This is a genomic window from Acinetobacter sp. BIGb0102 (genome assembly GCF_003815055.1).
Classification (GTDB): domain Bacteria; phylum Pseudomonadota; class Gammaproteobacteria; order Pseudomonadales; family Moraxellaceae; genus Acinetobacter; species Acinetobacter vivianii.
In genome coordinates, this window is the sequence record NZ_RKQE01000011.1 from 403,838 (window position 1) to 426,559 (window position 22,722).

Sequence of the window (22,722 nt, forward strand, 5' to 3'; positions counted from 1 at the left end):
GATATGGACATGACAACAGAAACAGTTGCACAAAATACGGCTAGCAGTGAAGCTATCCAAACACCCAAAAAAATTTGGATTACCGCATTTATATTCGCTTTTTTAACATTGTTGTGTGATGGGGCAGACTTAGGTTTTTTGGCATTAAGCCTGACCAGTCTTAAAACAGAATTTCATTTAACCGGTGTACAAGCTGGAACGTTAGGCAGTTTAACACTTTTAGGTTCAGCAATTGGTGGCCTGATTGGTGGTTGGGCATGTGACCGTTTTGGGCGGGTCCGCATTATTGTGTTCTTTATTGCTTATTCTTCAGTTTTAACCAGCGCACTGGGTTTTACTGATTCTTATATGCAATTTGCAGTTTTAAGAACTTTTGGAGCGATGGGCTTAGGCGCGCTCTATATTGCTTGTAATATTTTAATGTCAGAAATGGTGCCAACCAAACATCGCTCGACTGTTTTGGCTACTCTCATGACGGGTTATACCTTAGGTTCTTTGTTAGCGACTTTATTGGCAGGGCATATTATTCCTGAACATGGCTGGCGTTTCCTGTACTGGATTGCAATTACGCCTGTGGTGTTGTCAGTTTTAATGCACTTTTGTGTACCTGAACCTGAATCATGGAAAAAATCTCGTCAATTAAAAGCGCTAGAAGTCACTCAAAGTAGCCAACCTAAAAAACGTCAAAACCCATATCTTGAAATTTTAAGAGATAAGAAACATGGCACTATGTTTGTGCTTTGGATTATTAGTACGGGCGCATTGCAGTTTGGCTATTACGGCGTAAGTAACTGGTTACCTGCTTATTTAGAGTCTGATCTTGGCATCAAATTTAAAGAAATGGCCATGTATATGGTCGGTACTTTCCTGATTATGATGTTTGCCAAAGTGATTGCAGGGATCGTTGCCGATAAATTAGGACGTCGCGCTGTATTTGCTTTCGGAACCATTGGTACAGCTTTATTTATTCCAGTCATTGTCTATTTAAATACACCAACCAATATTTTATGGATGATGCTGTTCTTCGGTTTCCTTTACGGTATTCCATACGCAATTAATGCCACCTATATGACAGAAAGCTTCCCGACGTCTATCCGAGGTTCGGCAGTGGGCGGCGCTTATAACATTGGCAAAGTACTTTCAATTTTCTCTCCATTAACAATTGGTTATCTATCGCAAAACGGTTCTATTGGCTTAGGGCTTTTGGTGATGGCTGCGGCTTATTTTATCTGCGGGGTAATTCCATTGTTATTTATCAAAGACCGACTATTTAACCCCCAAAAGGCAGAGTGACAGATCAATCTGTCACCTTAAATTAAGGATGAAAAGGGACAAGTGAGATGATAAATAAAATCACCAGTGACATTGAACCGATTTTAAAAGCGATTCCTGATGGAGCAACCATCATGACAGGAGGGTTTGGTGTAACGGGGCAACCTGCTGAATTAATTGAAGCCTTAATTGATTTAGGAAAAAAAGAACTGACCATTGTAAATAACAATGCGGCTTCTGGTGATCGTGGTTTAACCAAGCTCATTATTGCAGGCTGTGTTAAAAAAATGATTTGTTCATTTCCGAAATCTGCTGGATCAACCGTTTTTCAAGACTTATATCGAGCGGGAAAAATTGAGTTGGAACTGGTTCCGCAAGGTAATTTGGCATGTCGTATTCAGGCAGCGGGTGCTGGCTTAGGGGCTATTTTTACTCCGACTGGCTATGGCACTAAAGTTGCCGAGGGTAAAGAGACCCGCACCATTAACGGTAAAAACTATGTACTTGAATATCCACTTGAAGCTGATTTTGCACTGATTTATGCCGATAAAGCCGACCGCTGGGGCAATTTAACTTATCGCAAAGCAGCCCGCAATTTTGGCCCAATTATGGCAAAAGCCGCCAAGACCACAATTGTTCAAGTGAATGACACCGTAGAGCTAGGAACGCTTGACCCAGAGTGCATTATTACACCGGGAATTTTTGTTCAGCACGTTGTAAAAGTAGGAGATATCTAATGTCAGTTCAAAAGCGTTCTCGTGAAGATATTGCCAAACTCATTGCCAATGATATTCCGGAAGGTTCCTATGTCAATTTAGGCATTGGCTTACCGACCAACGTTGCTAAATTTTTACCCAAAGACAAAGAAATCTTTTTACATTCGGAAAATGGTGTTCTGGCTTTTGGTCCACCGCCACAACTGGGTGAAGAAGACCAAGATTTAGTGAACGCTGGAAAAGAACTTGTCACCTTATTAGATGGTGGATGCTTTATGCATCATGGTGACTCGTTTGACATTATGCGTGGCGGTCATTTGGACATTTGCGTAATTGGGGCATTCCAAGTTGCGGTAAATGGGGACTTGGCAAATTGGCATACTGGTAAAGCAGATGATGTACCGGCAGTCGGTGGTGCTATGGATTTGGCGGTCGGCGCAAAAACGATTTATGTCTATATGGAACATGTCACTAAAAAAGGTGAGTCCAAAATTGTAAAAGAACTCACATACCCAATGACAGGCGAGCAGTGTGTCAATCGTATTTATACCGATTTATGCATTATTGAACTTAAAGACCAAAAAGCTTATGTCACAGAAATGGTGGAAGGTCTTAGTTTTGATGAATTACAAGCAGTCACAGACTGTGAGCTAATCGATGCACGTGTAGCCTAAATACACACGGAAAAACGCTTCTTTAAGGATTAAAAGATGAAAAAATTAATTTTAGCTGCAGCTTGCGCTGCGGCCTCAGGGACTATTTTTGCAAATTCTTCAGATACGACAGAACAAAGAATTAATTTGCTAGAAACCGAGCTGCAAAAATTAAAAGCAGAAGTTGCTGCTCAAAAACAAACTCAAAATAATTTACAGGTCAAACAAGTAAAGATCGAAGAGAACATCGAAAAAACTAAAGCGACTGTAACAGAGAAGCCCGTTGCTCCTTCGTGGGTCACTTGGACGGATAATGTGAAGGTTTACGGTATTGCCCGACTAGATGCAGCAGTTGATTTTAAGTCTTCTCCAGATTCAGGCGGTAGAACCACAAGCAGTATCTATCGAACTCCATTTGAAAGCGCGCAACGCTCAAACCATTCCCGTTCGGATGCCATGATTAATGCAAGCCGATTAGGTGTTTATTTCAACAGTCTAGATAAAGCGATCACAGGAAATGTGGAAGCCGATTTCTTTGATAGCTCTAACATGGGAACTGGTGATGGGAAGTTTCGTATTCGCCATGCTTATTTTACCTATAAAGACTGGACCTTTGGTCAAACTTGGTCATTGATGTCTAATATGGAAACTCGAACGGAATCGGTCGATTACACCCAGTTTATTGGTACATCGTATACACGCACACCTCAGGTGCGTTATGACTGGAAAATTGATCAGAATCATGATTTGAAAGTGGCATTTGAATATACGGGGTCACGTGTTTCCGCTTTTCCAACATTGACGGGTCGATATACATTTAAGCAAGGACCGTTAATGGCATTGGCCCAAGGCTTTGTGAACGAGAAATCTGTAGATGTGGCAAAAGACACGGTTAAAAAAGTGAGTTGGGGTGCCGGTGCTGGACTTAAATATCAACTTGATCCGCAGCAATCTGTTCAGGCCAACTATCAATATATTGTGGGTGATCAAAAGTTCATGCCTTATACCACCCAAGGTGGATTGGCGAATGCTACCGCATTGAATGCAGCGGGGGATTTCTCTTTAGATCAGGATAAAACCGATTTAATGATGAATAAGCTAAACAGTTTTAATCTTGGTTATTCGTATAAATTCAATGATCAATGGCGTGCCAATATATCAGCTTCGCTATTTGAATATGATGACAACACTGAATATGCCAAACTGAATCAGGATGCTAACAAACGCTTAACCGATTACGCTGTCAATGTCTTCTATTCACCTGCCGAGCAAATCGATATTGGTATGGAATATCATCAAGGAAAACGTGAGGTATTTGATGGCAGAACGGCGGATGTGTCACGCCTTAACTTTGTGTCGATGTATAAGTTTTAAAAATAAGGCAAAGGAACATGGATAAAATAGCTCGGCTCGATACAGACGCGATATTGTCAAAAAGCTTTATTTTTATCATGGCGATGACATGTGGAATTTGTGCGGGTTCAAACTATTACAACCAGCCCTTAATCTATTCAATTGCAGAAGCATTAAAAGTCAATGCCGATCAAGTTGCTTTAACCATTGTAATTAGCCAACTGTCATATGCAGTTGGCCTTTTTATATTGGTTCCCTTAGGAGATTTTTTTGAAAAGCGAAGTTATATTTGCTTGCTTATGTGTTGTACAGGCCTTGCACAAGTAGGGCTATCCTTGAGTCAAACCTTGCCAGTTTTATATGGCTTTACCTTCTTAGCGACATTCTTTTCTATTGCAACTCAAGTTTTAGTTCCTTTCGCCGCAGGATTAGCTAGCCCGAAAAAAAGTCCTCAAGTTGTAGGCACTCTCATGAGTGGTTTGTTTTTGGGAATATTATTGGCGCGTTCTATTGCAGGCTTACTTTCTACAGTTTGGTCTTGGCATGCGGTTTATTTAATTAGCGGAATCGTCATTTTGGTGTTTGCATGGGTGATGTGGATGAAGTTGCCGGTTGCGCGAAAATCCCACCAACTCAATATTCTACAGATTTATGGTTCATTATTTTCATTAGCAGTTCATCAACCACATTTACTGCGCCGTGGTTTGGCGGGCGGTATTGGCTTTGGTATTTTGGCATTGATTTTTACCACGATGACTTTTATTTTGGCGAATGCGCCTTATCACTTTAACGATTTCCAGATTGGTTTATTTGGAGTTGTTGGACTGGCTGGCGTATTTGCGACCCCTTGGGCAGGTAAGAAAATTGCGGCAGGGCTTGAAAATAAAATTGCAGTGATTTGTATGGGGCTATTAATAAGTGCATGGATACCGCTATTTTTTGCACAGCAGTCTCTAGTTGCTTACGCTGTTGGAGTTGTTATGGCTTATTTCGGTTTGTCGGCATTTCATGTTTTAAATCAAAATCTAGTCTATCGAATTTCGGCGGAAGCGCGTTCTCGTATTAATTCAATTTATATGACCTTATATTTTGGCGGAGCCGCCTTAGGTTCTTTTATTGCAGTGTATGCGTGGAAACATTGGGGATGGGAAGCGTGTGCTGCTTTAGGTATGGCGATGGCAATAACGAGTTTCTTGATTGATCGCTTAGATTTTTATGAAATGGGCAAGATTGCAAAGCAAGAAAAAGCTCCATAAGCAGGAGCTTTAAAACTTTATTATTTGCGAATAATCATTAAGGTTGCCGAGGCAAAGGCATACACTTTGTCATTCTCATCTACGATTTTACCTTCGGTACTAATAATATTACGGCCTGCATTAATCAACTCGGCTGTCGCATAGTAAGACGTGTCAACTTGCATGGGGCGAATCATTTTTACATTTAAATCAATGGTTCCATAGCCAACGCCATGTTCAAGTAAAGTGTGAGCTGCACTACCTGTAGCGGTGTCCAGAGCCGTGGCGCAGAAGCCGCCGTGTACACCGCCTTGTATATTTCTATGTTCTTTGCGAGGGGTAACTTTATAAGTCGCTTTACCTTCGGAAACTGCAACGAGTTCCATCGGTATCGTGTGAGCCATAGGAGAAGGAGATACCTCACCATTTTTTAAAGCGGTTAAAAACTCAAGACCTGTGTATTTCGGGCTTTCCATGAATCGTCCTTGGATGATTAAGCAATCTAACCACAATACTATAAATTGTATTTTTACGGAATAAAATTTTGCAATACAAAATTTAAAATTATTCTTATAAACAATATCCGTTATTTTATTTCTAATATTTGTACTTTAAAACATGAACTTACATTTTATACCTATATTTGGGTGACAATAATTTTATTAAATTAGTGAAAATATATTTTGCTATAAGAAATTTTTTGATATTTTGGTGAGATTGAAACAATAAAAGTCTATTCAAGGAAAAAACGATATCTGCTTATCACACAGGCAGTAACGTGAAAGGGAAAAACTATGCCTTTATACAAAGCTCCATTACGCGATATGCAATTTGTGCTGCATGAAATGCTTCAAACAGAACAGAACTATCAAGGTTTAAGTAAATATCAGGAAAGCGTAAATCGAGAATTAATTGATCAATATTTAGAAGCAGCAGCAGATTTTTGTGAAAATGAGTTGGCACCGATTAACCAAAATGGTGATCAGGAAGGGTGTCATTTAAATCAAGGCGTAGTCACAACGCCAAAAGGTTTTAAAGAAGCCTATCAAAAATATGCTGAGTTAGGTTTTACCTCGTTAACGGCCGATCCGGAATATGGTGGGCAAGGCTTACCGACATTGTTGCGGATCGCTATTTCTGAAATGTTATGTGGTTCTAATTGGGCGTGGGCAATGTATCCAGGTTTGTCTCATGGCGCGATGAGAACCATTGAGCACCATGGTACTGAGCAGCAAAAAAAGGCATTTTTAACTCAGCTGATTCGTGGTGTCTGGACAGGAACCATGTGCTTAACGGAATCTCATGCTGGTTCAGACTTAGGCTTGATTCGTACCAAGGCCGAGCCGAATTCAGATGGGAGTTATGCCATAACAGGAGAAAAGATTTTTATTTCCGCAGGGGAACATGATCTTTCAGAAAATATTATCCACATTGTGTTGGCTCGCTTACCAGGTGCGCCGACAGGCACTAAAGGTATTTCTTTATTTATTGTGCCTAAATTTAATGTAGATGATGAAGGTAATTTAGAAGACCGTAATAAAGTCGTCTGTAGCGTGATTGAACATAAAATGGGTATTCATGGAAATGCCACCTGCGTACTGAATTTTGATGGTGCGAAAGGTTATTTGATTGGTCCTGAAAATCGCGGGCTCAATTGTATGTTTACCTTTATGAATACCGCACGTATTGGAACCGCAGTACAAGGACTCGCTGCTTCTGAAATTTCATTTCAAGGTGCTTTAGCTTATGCAAAAGATCGCTTGGCAATGCGTTCTTTATCTGGAGCAAAATGTCCTGATAAAAATGCCGATCCAATTATTGTTCATCCAGCTGTACGTTCCATGTTAATGACTCAAAAAGCATTTTCAGAAGGTGGACGTGCATTAGCCTATTTTCTGGCTCAGCATGTCGATATTGTTGAGACTTCAGATGATCCCGAGCAGCGGAAAATGTCGGATGAGTTATTGGCCTTTTTAACTCCAATTGCCAAAGCATTTTTAACTGAATCGGGGAATGAATCCGCCAAGCATGGGGTGCAGGTCTTTGGTGGGCATGGCTTTATTGTTGAACATGGGATGGAGCAAATTGTACGTGATGCAAGGATATCCACCTTATATGAAGGCACGACCGAAATTCAGTCTTTAGATTTACTGGCGCGCAAAGTACTGAAGTCTGATAGAAAACTGCTAAAAAACATGACCGATTTAATTGAGCAGTTTATTGCGACGAATCAATCAAATACAGCATTGTCTGCTTATACGGAAAAATTGGCTGAATTGAAGCAGCAGTGGTTATCTATCACCGAAGACGTTGCACAAAAAGCCAAGCAAAATCCTGAAGAAATTGGTGCCGCTTCAGTCGATTATCTGTATTTTTCTAGCTATGTGGTATTCGCCTATCTTTGGGCACGTATGGCACAAGTTGCCCATGAAAAACTGGCTGAAGGCACGCAAGAACAAAAATTCTATCAGGCCAAACTCAGCACAGCGAAGTTCTTCTTTCAGAAGCTATTACATCGTACACAAGCACATGCGGCTTCTATTGCTTCTGGAGCAGAGTCAGTGATGGAACTTGATGAAGACGCCTTTTCATTCTGAGTCTGGTCCACGGATTGTAAATTTTTTCAGAGAGTAGCGAGAAATGGATTTTGAACATATTTTGATTCGTCAACACAACCGTGTCGGGTATTTGACGCTTAATCGCCCAGAAGTGCTGAATAGTTTCAATGAACAAATGCACCTTGAAATTGCGGCAGTTTTAGACCTGTGGGCGGTTTCTAAGAAAGTAAAAGTTATTGTGATTTCTGGCGCAGGCAAAGGTTTCTGTGCTGGACAGGATTTAAGATCAAGAAGTCATGATGTCATTGCTGCACCAGATTATGATGCAGGCGCGGCTTTAGAAAAATTCTATAATCCGCTGGTACTTAAAATTACAGATATGACCAAACCTGTAATCGCTGCTGTGAATGGTGTGGCTGCTGGTGCTGGTGCCAATTTGGCTTTAGCCTGTGATTTGGTGGTGGCGAAACAATCTGCTTCATTTATACAGTCTTTTTGCAAAGTTGGTTTAATTCCTGATGCAGGTGGCACATGGAATTTACCGCATTTGATCGGTTTGGCCCGCGCAAAAGGGCTCACCATGTTGGGTGATAAGTTATCTGCTCAAAAAGCCTTGAATTGGGGATTGATTTGGGAGGTTTACGAAGATGAACTTTTCGAAGCGAGTGTTACCACATTGGCTGAACAGTTAGCTGAGCAGCCCAGTAGTTCGATTGCATTGATTAAAAAAGCTTTAAACTGCGCAACAGACAACAGTTTTGTTGAGCAATTGCAACTGGAGCGTGAATTTCAACGTATTGCAGGACAATCAGATAATTATAAAGAAGGAGTGGCTGCCTTTATGGAAAAGAGAAAACCAGACTTTAGCTAGAAGTATTAGATATTAATAATATTTAGTTCTGGAAAATGAAAACAGTACTTTAGGTCGAAAGTACTTCAAATAGGGATATAACATGAGTCTAAAAGAGATTGTATCGGCAAATGAATGGGATGCTCGCTGTCAGTTAGCAGCCTTATATCGGTTAATTGCTTATTATCGGATGACAGATCTTATTGATACCCATATCAGCCTACGTGTACCAAATGAGAATGGACATTTTCTGATTAATCACTACGGCATTCCATTCGAAAAAATGAAAGCCTCTGATTTGGTTAAAATTGATGGTGAAGGTAATATCGTAGAACATTATGATGCAGGTAAAACGGTGAATGTTGCTGGTTTTGTTATTCATTCAGCATTGCATGCCGCTCGTCCCGACGTTCACTGTGTGATTCATACTCACACCGCAGATGGAATTGCAGTTTCAGCACAGAAGCATGGTTTGTTGCCAATATCGCAACACGCACTAAAATTTTATAAAAAAGTCAGTTATCACGAATATGAAGGTGTCGCACTATCGACTGAAGAGAGGACACGACTGGTGCAGGATCTGGGTGATCATCGTGTCATGATTTTAAGAAATCATGGATTGTTGGCAACAGGAGATAGTGTACAGCGTGCATTTCATGAAATTTATTTTTTAGAACGTGCATGTCAGGCGCAAATTAAGGCACTTGCAGGTGGGGCAGAATTGCATTTTCCTTCCGAACTGGTATGTGAACATACAACCAAGCAGTTCGAATCAAAAGGTGTGGAACAGATTATTTTAAATGCTTGGAATGCGGCCTTGTCTTTAATTGAACAGCAGCGTGAGGAATACTGCGCATGATTGTGATTTCCACTACAGTACCAAAAGTTCAAAAATGGCTTGAAGATGCATTTTTACAATACGCACCACAAGGCTCCTATTGCCTAGCCGACAGCGAACAAGCGATTTATGCAACGACTGCTGTGTCGTGGTTTCCAGATTTAGATCATTTAGAAAAGTTGCCTGAATTAAAATTGATTCATTCGATGGCGGCGGGTGTTGAACACCTCAATTTAGATCGAATTGGCACACAATATAAAGTATGCCGAGTGGTTGATCAGCTTCATCAAAAGGGAATGTTCGATTATTTGCAATGGGGCGTTTTATATTATCAACGTTTTTTTGATCAGGCATTTGTACAAAAGCGGCAACAACGTTGGCGGCAGTATCCCCAACGAGAACATGCTGAATTGAAAATTGGAATTATGGGCTTGGGGCAAATGGGCGGATATATGGCAAAGCAATTTGCTGCGCTCGGTTATCAAGTATCTGGTTGGTCTCGTAGCTCGAAAAATATTGCACATGTGAGCTGTTATGCAGGTGATGAAGACTTTGACACGTTTTTAGGACAGGCTGAAATTCTGATTAATTTATTGCCACTTACGGAAAATAATCAGGGTATTTTATCAAAATCTTTATTTGATCAGCTTCCTGAACAGGCCTGTATCATCAATTGTGGTCGTGGTCAGCACCTAGTTGAGCAGGATTTAATAAATTATCTGGATTCTGGACGTTTACGTGGCGCGATTCTGGATGTCTTTGCAAAAGAACCCTTAGTTGAAAATCATCCACTTTGGCAACATGAAAAAGTGGTAATCACACCACATGTTGCGTCACATGCACCTTGGTCGGTTGTGGTGAATCAAATTTTAGAAAATGATCAGCGTGTTATTCAAGGGCAAGTATTATTAAATCAGGTGGACACTTTGAAGGGGTATTAATGGATAAATATTCTCAGTTCAAATCATCAGTCAGTCCTACCAACTTTTAATTGTGAATCGACTGGCTGAGCCTATCATTTGTTATTTGACATGCCCAGTCAGTGATTTATTTTAAGGCATTAGCCTTTATTGCTGAGTTCTTTAGATAGCTCATCCCAACGTTGATTTGCGCTTTGCATCGACTGCATTTTGACATGACCAAAGCCGCGTACTTCTGCAGGAAGCTTGGCAATTTGTGCAGCTACTGTCAAATCATGCTGTTGTGGTGCTGCAACAAGTGCTTTCACAAATCCAATGTAACGATCACGCCATGCATGTTCATGTTGACGTTCTTCTTGACGTGCAAATGGATCAAGGAAGGTTTCGCGCAGCCATTGTAAGCGGGCAAGTAGCATCATCGGGAAACGCATCCAGTAACCAAAAATACGTTTGCGTACATTGGTACCTAGTGTCGGTGGTGCAAGGTGATAGGATAAACGCACACCACGCCCGAATTGCGATTCGATTGATTTTTTAAAGCTAGCACCTGTCAGCAAGCGGGCAACTTCATACTCATCTTTATAGGCCATTACACGATACAGCTGTGTGGCGATTGTGGTTGCAAGTGCTTCAGGCAACATTTTAGACGCTTGTTCTGCAAGATTTCTATATGTATCAGCATAAGCATCATTCCAATAATCTTGCAAACGGACTGAACGATCATGAATCAGTTCTGGCAGCGTTTGCGGCGCATTCTGTTTTGGCAAACTGTCGAGTAGACGCTTCGCCAGATCTGGATCGCTTGCAAGATGACAACCTACGCGGAAAGCTTCAAGATTCTTTTCAACTGCTGTGCCATTCAGTTGAATCGCTTTTTCAATACTTTCGCGCAGTAATGGAATCTGACCAGATTGCCATGCCATTCCCAGTAAGATCTGATTGGCAAAGATGGCATCACCCAAGACTTGGGTGGCAATACGCGCAGCAGGTAAAGATACCAGTTTACCTTGGTCGACATGACCACGAAGACGATTGATCAAATCCGTAATTGGCGCAAACCAGTCACGTTTATTAATAAAGTCAGATGTCGGTGAGCCATCTTCATTGACAATGACCATCGCATTTGGTTTTAAACGTGACAAGGCTGCATTACTGCCTGCCACTACTGCGTCGGCACCAATAAGAAGGTCACATTGACCCGCAGGGATTTTGGTTGCGGAAATTTGCTCGTCATCTGAGGCCAATTGAACATAGGAATAAACTGTACCGCCTTTTTGAGCCAGTCCTGCCATGTCCATGACGCGTGCTGCTTTACCTTCCAGATGCGCGGCCATTCCCAATAATGCGCCGACGGTGACCACACCTGTACCACCCACACCACCAACCATGATTCGGCTTGGTGCTGTATCAAGTTGAGGAAGAATCGGACGCTCAGGCCAGCCCGTAGCAAAACCCTCAAACTTGGCTGGACGTTTCATATCGCGTGTATGCACGGTCACAAAACTTGGGCAGAAACCTTCTACACAGGTGAAGTCTTTATTACAGCTGCTTTGGTTAATTTGACGTTTAGTACCTAAAGCCGTTTCTACTGGCTCAATTGAAAGACAATTTGATTTTTTCGAGCAATCGCCACAGCCTTCACAGATATCAGTATTGATGTAAAGGCGTTCAGCAGGGTCAGGATAAGCATCACGTTTACGGCGACGACGTTTTTCGCTGGCACAGGTCTGAACATAAATTAAAGCGGTGACACCAGAAACCTCACGCAAATCACGTTGCACGTTATCTAAATCATTTCTGTGGCGGATTTCTACATTGGGTGCAAGGTGTTCTTCTGCATGAATCAACGCTGGTTCATCCGTTACGATGACCTGTTTTTTAATCCCTTCCGCGTCTAGCTGGCGGGTCAGTTGCGCGACACTCAAATGTCCATCGACATGTTGTCCGCCTGTCATGGCAACTGCATCGTTATAAAGGATTTTATAGGTGATATTGATATTGGCTGCAATGGCTTGTCGAATTGCCAAATAGCCTGAATGGAAGTAGGTTCCATCACCGAGATTGGCAAAAATATGCTTTTCATTGGTAAAGTGCGATGCACCCGCCCAGCTCACGCCTTCACCGCCCATTTGCGAGAAAGTTTCGGTGCCGCGATCCAGTGATACTGCAATATAGTGACAACCGATGCCACCTAAGGCGCGACTGCCTTCTGGCACAACGGTGGAGGTATTATGCGGACAACCGCTACAGAAATAAGGTTTGCGGTCTGCCAGATCCAGCACACGGCGTGACTCTTGTTCTGCTTTTTGCAATAAATCGATGCGATTCTGAATTTGTTGTCTTAAATTCTCATGTAAATCGAGTTGTAGAAAACGTGCTGCAAGCATTTTGGCAATGGGTTCAGGCTGGAACTCGTAATGACCAATTAGCGGTGCTTCCTCGATGGAGGTACTCCATTCACCTTTACCATGAATTGCTTTGCCGATCACATGTGGACGTTGCTCATCAGGCAGGGAATACAGTTCATCTTTGATCTGTGATTCAAGAATAGGACGTTTCTCTTCAACCACAATCAGCTCTTTTAGTCCTTCGGCAAATTCACGAATACCTTGCGGTTCTAAAGGCCAGATTAACCCAACTTGATAAACCCGTAGCCCAAGCTGTTGAGCCGTTTCATTCTCAATTCCTAAAATGCGTAAGGCTTCAATGGTATCGAGATAACCTTTACCACTGGCAACAATCCCGATGCGGGCATTTTCACAAGGCCAAGTGGTCTGATTCAGCTGATTGGCACGTGCATAGGCCAGCACAGCAGGTAAGCGATGTTGATACAGGCGTTGTTCTTGCTGGATGCCATGATCAGGCCAGCGGATATTGACTCCATCGGCAGGGAAGTCCACGTCTTCTGGAATCACGGGAACGACCCGATCTAAATCTACATTGACGGAAGCCGAAGTTTCTACAATTTCACTGACCAGTTTCATTGAGGTCCATACCCCAGCGAAACGGGACATTGCCACAGCATGCACACCAAGATCAAGAATATGTTGCACTGAGGTCGGATAGAAAATCGGAAGACCGCAGCCAATCATGACATGTTCAGATTGGTGTGGAACCGTAGATGATTTACAGGAGTGATCATCACCAAATAAAGCAACCACACCGCCATGTTCAGCAGTTCCGGCAAGATTGGCATGACGCAGCACATCACCTGAACGGTCTACACCTGGCCCTTTGCCATACCACCATGAGGTGACACCATCATATTTTCCCTGGCCTGCAAGGTTGGCTTGCTGGGTGCCCCAGATTGCGGTTGCTGCTAAATCTTCATTGATACCGGGTTGAAAGACGACATGATGATCTTTAAGTATACCTCCAATTTGCCAAAGGAAATTATCATAATTACCTACAGGGGAACCGCGATAACCTGAAATGAAGCCAGCTGTATGCAACCCGTTCAATTCATCACGGCGAGTCTGTGCTAGAGGTAACCGAACGAGTGCCTGAATGCCTGTCATGTAGGCTGAACCGTGATCACTGATATATTTATCATCCAGTGATACATCTTTAGTAGCGATCATTTTTGGAGTAACTTTTGTCGCTATATTCATTTATATCTCCTTAGAATTCTCGTAGTTTTGACTACTTGTTTTTTCAACATCCGGTTGAATATTTGGAGTAAGTACATAACAATTAAAAAGATTGAACAGTTCGGGATAAAAAAAGACCTGATCAATGTATGTACATTAATGTCATTGTGGTTGATCCAAACTGGTGCAACAATGCGTAATTTAGAAAAAGATATTTACGTTATGCGCAAAAATCTTGATGGTGGACTCTTGCATGCAATGAATGCCTTCCTGAAAGTGATTGATAGCGGGAGTTTCACGGCTGCCGCTGAACAGATGGAACTGACAACTGCGCAAGTTTCGCGATTAATTAGCGAATTAGAAGGGCGTTTAGGTACAAAACTACTACAACGATCAACCCGACAGCATGCCTTGACCGAGATTGGTGAGACCTATGCCGAGCAGTGTCGTCAGGTGCTTGCCATGGTGGAAGAAGCTGAAGCACAGGCAATGGGTATGGCAACAAAACCGCAAGGGCGTTTACGGGTACTGAGTATGGCCAGCTTTGGTCATCACTATCTTGCACCGATGATGGCGGAGTTCTGTCAAACCTATCCTGATTTGACGGTTGAATATCGAACCTCACAAAATGTACCCGATCTTTTAGGTAAGGGCATTGATGTAAGTCTCTATTTGACTGAATCTCTAGCGGATTCGAGATTTGTCGCCCGTCGTATTGGTACGATTTTTTCGGTGTTATGTGCTTCACCTGCTTATCTGGAAAAGCATGGTGAACCTCAATCGCTGGATGATTTGCAGAAGCATGCCTGTTTACGCTTGGTCAATCCATCCATTACTCCGCAATGGCATCTGACCAGTGAAAATAGCTGTTCGTATCAGATTGATATTAATGGCCCACTCATTGCCGATACGCCTGAGTTGTTACTGGATGTAGTTCAACAAGATATGGGCATTGCCTTATTGCCAACTTTTTCATCGATTGATGCAATCCGCACAGGGCGATTACGCCGTATTTTACCAGCGTGGCGTTCTCCTGATATCGGGGTGTATACCTTATTGCCTTCACGGGATTTTGTGGATGTAAAAACGCGGACATGGTTGGAGTGGGTCGAGCAACATATTTCTCCGAAAATACAGCAAGATACAGATTATTTTTTATAAGTAATTTGAGAGAGCGTTAGAAAAAGAATAATAAGGATTAAAATTAAAAGTAGAAAATGCTTCTTTAGAAAGAGGCATTTCATACCGATATAAATAATAGATTTAAAAAATTACATGAGGGATTTAGCCCCAATTCTTGAGCAGAATGAGAGAACGTTGAGCTCTGATCAAACTTAATTGATTAAGCATATTGCCTGACAGTAAGAGAATACAAATCTATATGGCTACGCGCATTTCGTTTGCCAATAAGCATTTGCATAATTAGACAAGCTTTTTCGGTTGAGTACATTGCTAATATTTTGGCTGGCTTGCATCAGTTTTTCCAAGTCAATGCCCGTTTCAAAGCCCATATGTGATAGCAAATAAAACAGATCTTCGGTCGATACATTGCCAGAAGCGCCTTTGGCATAAGGGCAGCCACCCAGTCCTGCAAGAGACGAATCGAAAATGCGAATGCCTTGCTGTAAAGATTGATAAATATTGGCAATCGCCATGCCATAGGTATTGTGAAAATGCCCAGCCAAAACCTTGCTGTCGAGTTCAGCCAGACAGGCTTGCCAAACCTTTTGAACGCGATCTGGTGTTGCTGTGCCAATAGTTTCACCTAAAGACACTTCATAGCAGCCCATGTCATAGAGTCGTTTCACAACTTTCACCACTTGCTCAGGTGCGATTGCACCTTCATAAGGACAATCGACAATACAAGAGACATAACCACGTACACGGATGTTATTTGCTTTTGCCGCGCTCAGGACATCGCTAAATTTTTCAAAGCTTTCATCAATAGAGCAGTTGATATTTTTACGTGTAAAGCTTTCAGAAGCTGCAGTAAACACCGCAACTTCTTTGCATCCTACCGCTTGAGCAGTTTCAAAACCTTTGATATTGGGCGTGAGCAGGCTAAATTGCACATCGGTTGTTTGGGGGAGTTGCCTAAATAGCTCATCACTTTGAGCCATTTGCGGCACCCATTTTGCCGAAACGCATGAACCGACTTCAATAGATTTCAGACCTGCATTAATCAGGTCATTAATAAAGTTTAAGCGTTGTTCGACGGTTAAAGCCTGTTTTTCGTTTTGGAGGCCATCTCTGGGACCGACCTCTACGATTTTGACAAATTCACTCATGCAACTTCCTCCTGAGCAGGCTGAAATTCCACAAGCTCATCGCCAGCTTTGACCTGATCACCGACTTGGAAGTAGGAATCTACAATCACACCGTCTTTAGGGGCGCGGATGGTGTATTCCATCTTCATCGCTTCAAGCGTCATTAAAATATCGTCTTTCTTCACGCTATGATTTGCGCTTACTAGCACTTGCGTGACCACACCCGGCATTGGTGCTTTTAAATGGCCTTCGTCAGCTTGGTGATCTGCCTGATTAAAGTCTTGGCGGATATAAGCAAACTTGTAGCTTTGTCCATTTTGGAACAAGGTAATGCCTTGCTGACTTTGGTTAAAAGACAGCTTTTGCTGAGTCCCATCAATTTGAATAGATGCGGTGTGTGTATCAATCAATTGACCTGAAATTGGGTAGCTTTGTCCGTTATATTCAGCGGTGAAGCCTTGTTCATTTGAGGCAAATTTAATTTTAATGTTCTGATCTAAATAGTTCAGTTTAATACTGTGCTGATAAGCAATGTTTAAACGCCAAAGTGGTTGAGCCTGCCAAAGCTGTTTTTGGCTTGAGCGATTGTTATTAAATTTACTCAGAAATTCAATAAATGCCGCTGCGACAATAATCTCAGGTTTTGTCTGTTGTGTGTTAAACAGAAAATCATGTTCACGTTGAATCAGGTTGGTATCCAATTTGGCTTGTTTAAACGATTCGCTACGAACAATTTTTTCCAGAAAGGCAATATTGTTGCCTAAGCCATCGACATGGAATTGGCTTAAAGCATGTTGCATTTGAATAAGCGCAGCTTCACGGTTTTTACCCCATACGATCAGTTTGGCAATCATTGGGTCGTAATAGGTCGTGATTTCATCGCCTTCAACAATACCGCTGTCTACACGTACATATTGGTTCTGTGTTGGGTAGTGCAGATAGTCAATTTTACCGATGGCTGGTAAAAAGCCTTTTTCTGGTTCTTCTGCATAGATCCGTGCTTCGAGCGCATGGCCGTGAATCTGCAATTCGTTTTGTAGTTTAGGTAAAGGTTCGCCATAAGCCACACGAAGTTGCCATTCAACCAAGTCTTCACCTGTAATCATTTCAGTGACAGGGTGTTCGACTTGTAAACGGGTATTCATTTCCATGAAATACGCGGTTCCATCTTGCTCCACAATAAACTCAACCGTACCTGCGCCAACGTAATTTACCGCACGTGCCGCATCAATTGCCGCTTGACGCATTGCATCGAGCTTTTCACTTGGCATTTGTGGAGCAGGGGCTTCTTCTAGCACTTTTTGGTGGCGGCGTTGTACAGAGCAGTCGCGTTCAAACAAATGCACATAGTTGCCATGTGTATCGCCAAACACTTGGACTTCAATATGGCGCGGTTGAATCACATAACGCTCAATTAACACGTCATCATTACCAAAGCTCGATTTAGCTTCACGTTTACAAGAGGCTAAGGCATGCAGAAAGTCTTCACTGCGTTCAACCAGACTCATACCTTTACCACCACCGCCAGCACTTGCTTTAATTAAAACAGGATAGCCAATTCGGTCTGCCTGTTGTTTTAAAAAGTCGGCATCTTGGTTGGTTCCGTGATAACCCGGTGTTAAAGGAACGCCTGCTTTTTCCATCAAGGCTTTAGAGGTCGCTTTTAAGCCCATCGCTAAAATGGCATCCACTGGTGGCCCAATAAAGCAAATATTGTGTTGTTGGCAAGCGAGTGCAAACTGGTCATTTTCTGAAAGGAAGCCGTAGCCCGGATGCACCGCTTGGCTGCCTGTATCAATTGCTGCTTGAATAATGCGATCGGCTTGCAAATAACTTTGTGTTGCAGGGGACTGACCAATATAAACCGCTTCATCGGCAAGTTTGACATGTTGTGCATTTGCATCTGCATCGGAGTAAACAGCAACCGTTGCAATCCCTAATTTTTTAGCTGTGCGAATCACACGGCAAGCAATTTCGCCACGGTTCGCAATTAAAATCTTTTCAAACATGATGATCGTCCTTAATTGTTGTTATTCGAGTTAGAAACCCAAGCAGGCTGCTGTTTATTTAAAAAGGCACTCAGACCTTCTTTTGCCTCGCTGCCTTGACGAACTTGAGCAATATGATGTGCTGTCTGTTGCAGCAAGTCATTGCTCATGGTCTGGTTGCTCACCATTTGAATGAGTTGTTTTGATGCCGCTTGAGCATGCGGGCCGCCGAGTAAGAGTGCATCAATAATTTCTTGAACTTTTCTGTCTAAATCTTCAGCATCTGCTACTTCGTGCGCCAAGCCAATTTGTTTGGCTTCACGTGCCGAAATTCGCTCGGCAGTTAAGAAGTAACGAGAAGCTTGTCTTGCGCCAATTGCACGAATTACATAGGGACTAATGGTAGATGGGGCAAGCCCTAAACGAACTTCAGATGTTGCAAACTTGGCATCCGTACTAGCAATGCAAATATCACATGCTGACGCTAAACCCATGCCGCCACCAAAGGCAATGCCATGTACACGGGCAATGGTCGGTTGTTTAAGTGTTGCCAGTGCATCAAGCATTTGTGCAAGTTTTAATGCATCTGCTTCATTTTCTGCTGAAGATGCCTGACCTGCCTGTTTCATCCAGTTGAGGTCGGCACCTGCCGAAAAGCTTTTGCCGCGACCCGCTAAAACCACAACACGTATATCATCACGTGTATTGATTTGCTTAAAGCAAGCATGCAATTCCTCAATGACTGTCGTATTAAAAGCATTGTGCAATTCAGGACGGTTCAGCCAAACATAGGCAACCTGACCTTGTTGTTCGAGTTGTAAAAATTGATAGCTCATATACACCTCTTACATGCGAAACACGCCAAATTTGGTTGGCTGGATTGGGGCATTCATCGCAGCGGCAAGACTTAAACCGAGTACCTGACGAGTTTGCGCTGGGTCAATGACGCCGTCATCCCAAAGGCGGGCAGAAGCATAGTACGGATGACCCTGACGCTCGTATTGTTCACGAATCGGTTGTTTAAATTCGTCTTCTTGTTGCGCTGACCACTCGGCACCTTTTTGCTCAATCTGATCACGTTTTAAAGTCGAGAGTACGCTTGCTGCTTGTTCGCCACCCATCACTGAAATACGAGAGTTCGGCCAAGTCCATAAAAAGCGTGGTGAATAAGCGCGGCCACACATACCATAGTTACCTGCACCAAACGAACCACCAATAATCAAGGTAAGTTTAGGTACATTTGCGGTGGCAACGGCCATCACCAGTTTGGCGCCGTTTTTTGCAATCCCTTCATTTTCATACTGGCGGCCAACCATAAAGCCCGTAATGTTTTGTAGGAATAACAATGGAATATTGCGCTGTGTGCATAGCTCAATAAAGTGCGCACCTTTTTGTGCAGACTCTGAAAATAAAATCCCGTTATTGGCAATAATGCCGACTGGCATTCCATAGAGTGAAGCAAAACCGGTAATGAGTGTCGAACCAAAGCGTGCTTTAAACTCATCAAAACGCGAGCCGTCTACGATACGTGCAATCACTTCACGCACATCAAAAGGTTTACGTGCATCACTTGGCACCACGCCATAGAGTTCCGATGCATCAAACAATGGTTCATCAACTTGTTTATTTAAGTCGTTTGGCTTTTTATTGAGATTCGCAACAATGTTCCGAGCAATCGCAATCGCATGTTCATCATTTTCAGCTAAATGGTCAGCTACACCCGAAAGACGTGTATGCACATCACCACCGCCTAAATCTTCACTACTCACTACTTCGCCAGTCGCAGCTTTTACCAGAGGAGGGCCGCCTAAGAAAATCGTCCCTTGATTACGGACAATAATGGTTTCATCAGACATGGCAGGCACATAGGCACCACCTGCGGTACAGCTTCCCATCACCACAGCAATTTGGGCAATACCTAGGCTCGACATGCGTGCCTGATTATAGAAAATACGCCCGAAGTGGTCGCGGTCTGGGAATACCTCATCTTGCATAGGTAAGAACGCCCCCCCAGAATCCACCAGATAGATACAAGGCAAGTGATTCTGTTCAGCAATTTCCTGTGCGCGTAAATGCTTTTTCACGGTTAGGGGATAATAGGTGCCACCTTTGACTGTTGCATCGTTGGCAACGATCATGCAGGTTATACCATTTACCTGACCAATCCCTGCAATCACACCTGCCGCTGGAATATCATCCTCATAAACCTGATAGGCCGCCAATTGACCAATTTCTAAAAAAGCAGTACCGACATCAATCAGTTGATCAATGCGATCGCGTGGCAGTAGTTTACCTCTCGCCAGATGCTTTTGACGGGCATTTTCACCACCGCCCAATGCTACTTTTTGAGCCACCTGTTTTAGATCTGTGACCAAGGTTTGCATGGCGTGCTGGTTGGTTTTGAAGTCCTCACTACGAACATTCATCTTGCTTTGTAATTGGTTCATACACTGCGTCCTTATTTATGATTATTATTTGGTTTCATTGAACAGTTCGCGGCCAATCAGCATGCGGCGAATTTCAGAGGTTCCTGCACCAATTTCATAAAGTTTGGCATCACGCCATAAACGGCCCGCAGCGTATTCATTGATATAACCATTGCCGCCTAAAGTCTGAATGGTTTCACCAGCCATCCATGTTGCTTTTTCAGCAGCATATAAAATGGCACTGGCCGCATCTTTACGTAGACTACGGTCATGATCAGCTTTGTCACAGGCAGCACCTACGGCATAGACGAGGGCTTTACATGCCAACCAGGTTGAATACATATCGGCAAGTTTGCCTTGCATAAGCTGGAATTCACCTAAAGCCTGACCGAATTGCTCACGCTCATGTAGGTAAGGAATAACCACATCCAGACAAGCATCCATAATCCCGAGTGGGCCAGCGCTGAGCACCGCACGCTCATAATCCAGACCACTCATCAGCACTTTGGCACCGTTGCCGACACCGCCCAATACGTTTTCGGCAGGCACTTCGACATTGTCAAAAAATAGCGGATAAGTATTGGAACCGCGCATACCGAGTTTGTCTAAATGGCTGCCATGACTAAAGCCTTTCATATCTTTTTCAATAAGAAAGGCGGTCATACCTTTGGCACCTGCTTGCGGATCAGTTTTGGCATAAACCACTAATACATCCGCATCACCGCCATTGGTAATCCACATTTTCGAACCATTGAGAACAAAATGGTCACCTTTTTGTTCTGCACGCAGTTTCATGCTGACCACATCCGATCCTGCATTCGGTTCCGACATCGCCAAAGCACCGACAAAGTCACCTGAAATCAGTTTTGGTAAATACTTCTGTTTCTGTTGTTCGCTACCGTTGCGGTTAATCTGGTTGATACACAAGTTAGAATGCGCGCCATAAGAAAGCCCGATAGATGCCGATGCACGTGAAATTTCCTGTAGCACGATGATATGTGCCAGATAACCTAAATTGGTGCCGCCATATTCTTCAGAAACGGTAAGACCGAGCAGGCCCATATCACCAAATTTTTTCCAGAGATGCGCGGGGAATAGATTGTCCTGATCAACTTGTTGGGCAATTGGTGCAATCTCCTTTGCACAAAATGCAGCAACTGAATCTTGTAGTGCAATTAACGTTTCATCCAGACCAAAATTCAAGCTACGTAGGTTCATTGTGTTGTCATCCCATTGGTTATATTTGTTGTTCCAAAAAGCGTTGTTGTATGTGCTTAAGAAGTACCATACAATGATTTTTTGAAAAAGTGAATAGTGATTCATAAAATGATTTACAATTCATTTTATTTGGTAGAGAATAAAATTCATGAGCTATAAACGATCATCTTTGATGCAGGAGAGGATGGAACAAAATCGCAAAGCGATTTTGAGTTCAGCCAGAAAATTAATCTCGGAGGGAGGGTTTAAAGACGCACAAATACAAACTATTGCAGAGCAAGCAGGCGTTTCAAGTGGTCTGGTCTATCGCTATTTTGATAATAAAAGTCAGGTACTGATTGAGGTTTTGTCCGAGGCCATTAACACCGAACTATTGGTGATTGATTCAATTACTGAAAGTAATTTATCGGCAAAACAGAAATTACATAAAGCAGTAACCACCTTTGTAAAACGGGCGCTGAATAGTCCTCAGCTTGCATATTCACTCATGTTTGAACCGGTTGATTCAACAGTTGAACATGAGCGTTTTCGTGTGAAACAGTTGATTAAACAAAGTATTAAGAAAATCCTTGCAGATGGAAATGCGAGTGGTGAGTTTGTTCTGGATGATCTCAATACCGCAGCTTTGTGTGTGGTGGGTGCCATGACTTATGTGGTGGTTGAACCCTTAGATCCAGCGCAAAATACCAAGTTTGATCAGCAGCATAAAAACTATTTTTCCAAACAGATTGCTGACTTTTGTGTGGATGCAGTGCAGAAGAAATAAGGCAAACACAATCATTAAAATTGCACAACAGGATGTTGGAAAAGTAGCTGTACTCACAATAATTAAATGACT

The 22,722-nt window shown here is 42.7% G+C and carries 18 protein-coding genes; 11 read left to right on the forward strand and 7 right to left on the reverse strand.

Annotated elements, in window-relative coordinates; translation table 11 throughout:
* Window positions 1-9: 9 nt before the first annotated feature.
* Genes EC846_RS08145 through EC846_RS08165 form a run of 5 tightly spaced genes read left to right on the forward strand, consistent with a single transcriptional unit; the run spans window position 10 to window position 5,250 of the window.
* Window positions 10-1,293, forward strand: coding sequence for an MFS transporter (locus EC846_RS08145; RefSeq protein ID WP_213071307.1), 1,284 nt, complete (start codon window positions 10-12; stop codon window positions 1,291-1,293).
* Window positions 1,294-1,340: 47 nt separating this feature from the next.
* Window positions 1,341-2,009: a 3-oxoacid CoA-transferase subunit A gene (locus tag EC846_RS08150; protein ID WP_000608696.1), complete on the forward strand. Its 669-nt coding sequence runs from the start codon at window positions 1,341-1,343 to the stop codon at window positions 2,007-2,009.
* Complete coding sequence (locus EC846_RS08155; protein ID WP_123774826.1) at window positions 2,009-2,662, forward strand: 3-oxoacid CoA-transferase subunit B; 654 nt, start codon at window positions 2,009-2,011, stop codon at window positions 2,660-2,662. Before EC846_RS08150 ends, EC846_RS08155 begins: the two co-directional genes overlap by 1 nt.
* Before the next feature lie 36 nt (window positions 2,663-2,698).
* Window positions 2,699-4,015 carry an outer membrane trimeric porin-like protein DcaP gene (dcaP, locus tag EC846_RS08160; protein WP_123774827.1) on the forward strand — a complete coding sequence of 439 codons (1,317 nt, stop codon included), beginning with the start codon at window positions 2,699-2,701 and terminating at the stop codon, window positions 4,013-4,015.
* Window positions 4,016-4,032: 17 nt separating this feature from the next.
* Window positions 4,033-5,250: an MFS transporter gene (locus tag EC846_RS08165; RefSeq protein WP_123774828.1), complete on the forward strand. Its 1,218-nt coding sequence runs from the start codon at window positions 4,033-4,035 to the stop codon at window positions 5,248-5,250.
* A gap of 20 nt (window positions 5,251-5,270) precedes the next feature.
* On the opposite strand, the gene EC846_RS08170 is transcribed toward EC846_RS08165, so the two are convergent.
* Window positions 5,271-5,720 (reverse strand): PaaI family thioesterase, encoded by a 450-nt coding sequence (locus EC846_RS08170; RefSeq protein WP_123774942.1) that lies wholly within the window; start codon window positions 5,718-5,720, stop codon window positions 5,271-5,273.
* Between the two features lie 303 nt (window positions 5,721-6,023).
* Between EC846_RS08170 and EC846_RS08175 the strand changes: the two genes are divergently transcribed.
* The 4 genes from EC846_RS08175 (at window position 6,024) to EC846_RS08190 (ending at window position 10,416) form a co-directional block, all read left to right on the forward strand.
* Complete coding sequence (locus tag EC846_RS08175; RefSeq protein ID WP_123774829.1) at window positions 6,024-7,826, forward strand: acyl-CoA dehydrogenase C-terminal domain-containing protein; 1,803 nt, start codon at window positions 6,024-6,026, stop codon at window positions 7,824-7,826.
* A gap of 43 nt (window positions 7,827-7,869) precedes the next feature.
* The gene (gene paaG, locus EC846_RS08180) at window positions 7,870-8,658 is read left to right on the forward strand and encodes a 2-(1,2-epoxy-1,2-dihydrophenyl)acetyl-CoA isomerase PaaG (protein ID WP_123774830.1); all 789 of its coding nucleotides are present in this window, start codon (window positions 7,870-7,872) and stop codon (window positions 8,656-8,658) included.
* 82 nt (window positions 8,659-8,740) lie between these two features.
* Window positions 8,741-9,496 (forward strand): class II aldolase/adducin family protein, encoded by a 756-nt coding sequence (locus tag EC846_RS08185; protein ID WP_123774831.1) that lies wholly within the window; start codon window positions 8,741-8,743, stop codon window positions 9,494-9,496.
* Window positions 9,493-10,416, forward strand: a complete 924-nt coding sequence (locus EC846_RS08190; RefSeq protein WP_123774832.1) for a 2-hydroxyacid dehydrogenase — start codon at window positions 9,493-9,495, stop codon at window positions 10,414-10,416. The genes EC846_RS08185 and EC846_RS08190 overlap by 4 nt, the downstream gene beginning before the upstream one ends.
* A gap of 119 nt (window positions 10,417-10,535) precedes the next feature.
* Here the strand turns inward: EC846_RS08190 and EC846_RS08195 are convergent, their stop codons facing one another.
* Window positions 10,536-14,006 carry an indolepyruvate ferredoxin oxidoreductase family protein gene (locus tag EC846_RS08195; protein ID WP_123774833.1) on the reverse strand — a complete coding sequence of 1,157 codons (3,471 nt, stop codon included), beginning with the start codon at window positions 14,004-14,006 and terminating at the stop codon, window positions 10,536-10,538.
* A 201-nt stretch (window positions 14,007-14,207) separates the two neighbouring features.
* Between EC846_RS08195 and EC846_RS08200 the strand changes: the two genes are divergently transcribed.
* Window positions 14,208-15,146: a LysR family transcriptional regulator gene (locus tag EC846_RS08200; protein ID WP_032810694.1), complete on the forward strand. Its 939-nt coding sequence runs from the start codon at window positions 14,208-14,210 to the stop codon at window positions 15,144-15,146.
* Window positions 15,147-15,370: 224 nt separating this feature from the next.
* Here EC846_RS08200 and EC846_RS08205 read toward each other — a convergent pair whose 3' ends face one another.
* From EC846_RS08205 to EC846_RS08225, 5 genes are read right to left on the reverse strand one after another with little or no spacing between them, the layout of a single operon-like run.
* Window positions 15,371-16,273 (reverse strand): hydroxymethylglutaryl-CoA lyase, encoded by a 903-nt coding sequence (locus EC846_RS08205; protein ID WP_123774834.1) that lies wholly within the window; start codon window positions 16,271-16,273, stop codon window positions 15,371-15,373.
* A complete protein-coding gene (locus tag EC846_RS08210; RefSeq protein ID WP_123774835.1) occupies window positions 16,270-18,261 on the reverse strand; it encodes an acetyl/propionyl/methylcrotonyl-CoA carboxylase subunit alpha in 1,992 nt (663 codons plus the stop codon). The genes EC846_RS08205 and EC846_RS08210 overlap by 4 nt, the downstream gene beginning before the upstream one ends.
* A gap of 11 nt (window positions 18,262-18,272) precedes the next feature.
* Window positions 18,273-19,076, reverse strand: a complete 804-nt coding sequence (locus EC846_RS08215) for an enoyl-CoA hydratase/isomerase family protein (protein ID WP_123774836.1) — start codon at window positions 19,074-19,076, stop codon at window positions 18,273-18,275.
* 9 nt (window positions 19,077-19,085) lie between these two features.
* The gene (locus EC846_RS08220; RefSeq protein ID WP_123774837.1) at window positions 19,086-20,687 is read right to left on the reverse strand and encodes a carboxyl transferase domain-containing protein; all 1,602 of its coding nucleotides are present in this window, start codon (window positions 20,685-20,687) and stop codon (window positions 19,086-19,088) included.
* A gap of 24 nt (window positions 20,688-20,711) precedes the next feature.
* On the reverse strand, window positions 20,712-21,884 hold the full coding sequence (locus EC846_RS08225; RefSeq protein ID WP_004772902.1) for an isovaleryl-CoA dehydrogenase: 1,173 nt from the start codon (window positions 21,882-21,884) through the stop codon (window positions 20,712-20,714).
* 148 nt (window positions 21,885-22,032) lie between these two features.
* Between EC846_RS08225 and EC846_RS08230 the strand changes: the two genes are divergently transcribed.
* Window positions 22,033-22,650, forward strand: a complete 618-nt coding sequence (locus EC846_RS08230; protein ID WP_004772899.1) for a TetR/AcrR family transcriptional regulator — start codon at window positions 22,033-22,035, stop codon at window positions 22,648-22,650.
* The last annotated feature ends 72 nt before the right edge of the window (window positions 22,651-22,722 follow it).

Coding starts and splice junctions, on each gene's coding strand:
- EC846_RS08165 (WP_123774828.1), top strand. CDS start 4,033: ATGGATAAAATAGCTCGGCTCGATACAGACGCGATATTGTCAAAAAGC.
- EC846_RS08215 (WP_123774836.1), bottom strand. CDS start 19,076: ATGAGCTATCAATTTTTACAACTCGAACAACAAGGTCAGGTTGCCTAT.
- EC846_RS08205 (WP_123774834.1), bottom strand. CDS start 16,273: ATGAGTGAATTTGTCAAAATCGTAGAGGTCGGTCCCAGAGATGGCCTC.
- EC846_RS08220 (WP_123774837.1), bottom strand. CDS start 20,687: ATGAACCAATTACAAAGCAAGATGAATGTTCGTAGTGAGGACTTCAAA.
- EC846_RS08225 (WP_004772902.1), bottom strand. CDS start 21,884: ATGAACCTACGTAGCTTGAATTTTGGTCTGGATGAAACGTTAATTGCA.
- EC846_RS08195 (WP_123774833.1), bottom strand. CDS start 14,006: ATGAATATAGCGACAAAAGTTACTCCAAAAATGATCGCTACTAAAGAT.
- paaG (WP_123774830.1), top strand. CDS start 7,870: ATGGATTTTGAACATATTTTGATTCGTCAACACAACCGTGTCGGGTAT.
- EC846_RS08155 (WP_123774826.1), top strand. CDS start 2,009: ATGTCAGTTCAAAAGCGTTCTCGTGAAGATATTGCCAAACTCATTGCC.
- EC846_RS08150 (WP_000608696.1), top strand. CDS start 1,341: ATGATAAATAAAATCACCAGTGACATTGAACCGATTTTAAAAGCGATT.
- EC846_RS08200 (WP_032810694.1), top strand. CDS start 14,208: ATGCGCAAAAATCTTGATGGTGGACTCTTGCATGCAATGAATGCCTTC.
- EC846_RS08145 (WP_213071307.1), top strand. CDS start 10: ATGACAACAGAAACAGTTGCACAAAATACGGCTAGCAGTGAAGCTATC.
- EC846_RS08190 (WP_123774832.1), top strand. CDS start 9,493: ATGATTGTGATTTCCACTACAGTACCAAAAGTTCAAAAATGGCTTGAA.
- EC846_RS08210 (WP_123774835.1), bottom strand. CDS start 18,261: ATGTTTGAAAAGATTTTAATTGCGAACCGTGGCGAAATTGCTTGCCGT.
- EC846_RS08185 (WP_123774831.1), top strand. CDS start 8,741: ATGAGTCTAAAAGAGATTGTATCGGCAAATGAATGGGATGCTCGCTGT.
- EC846_RS08175 (WP_123774829.1), top strand. CDS start 6,024: ATGCCTTTATACAAAGCTCCATTACGCGATATGCAATTTGTGCTGCAT.
- dcaP (WP_123774827.1), top strand. CDS start 2,699: ATGAAAAAATTAATTTTAGCTGCAGCTTGCGCTGCGGCCTCAGGGACT.
- EC846_RS08230 (WP_004772899.1), top strand. CDS start 22,033: ATGAGCTATAAACGATCATCTTTGATGCAGGAGAGGATGGAACAAAAT.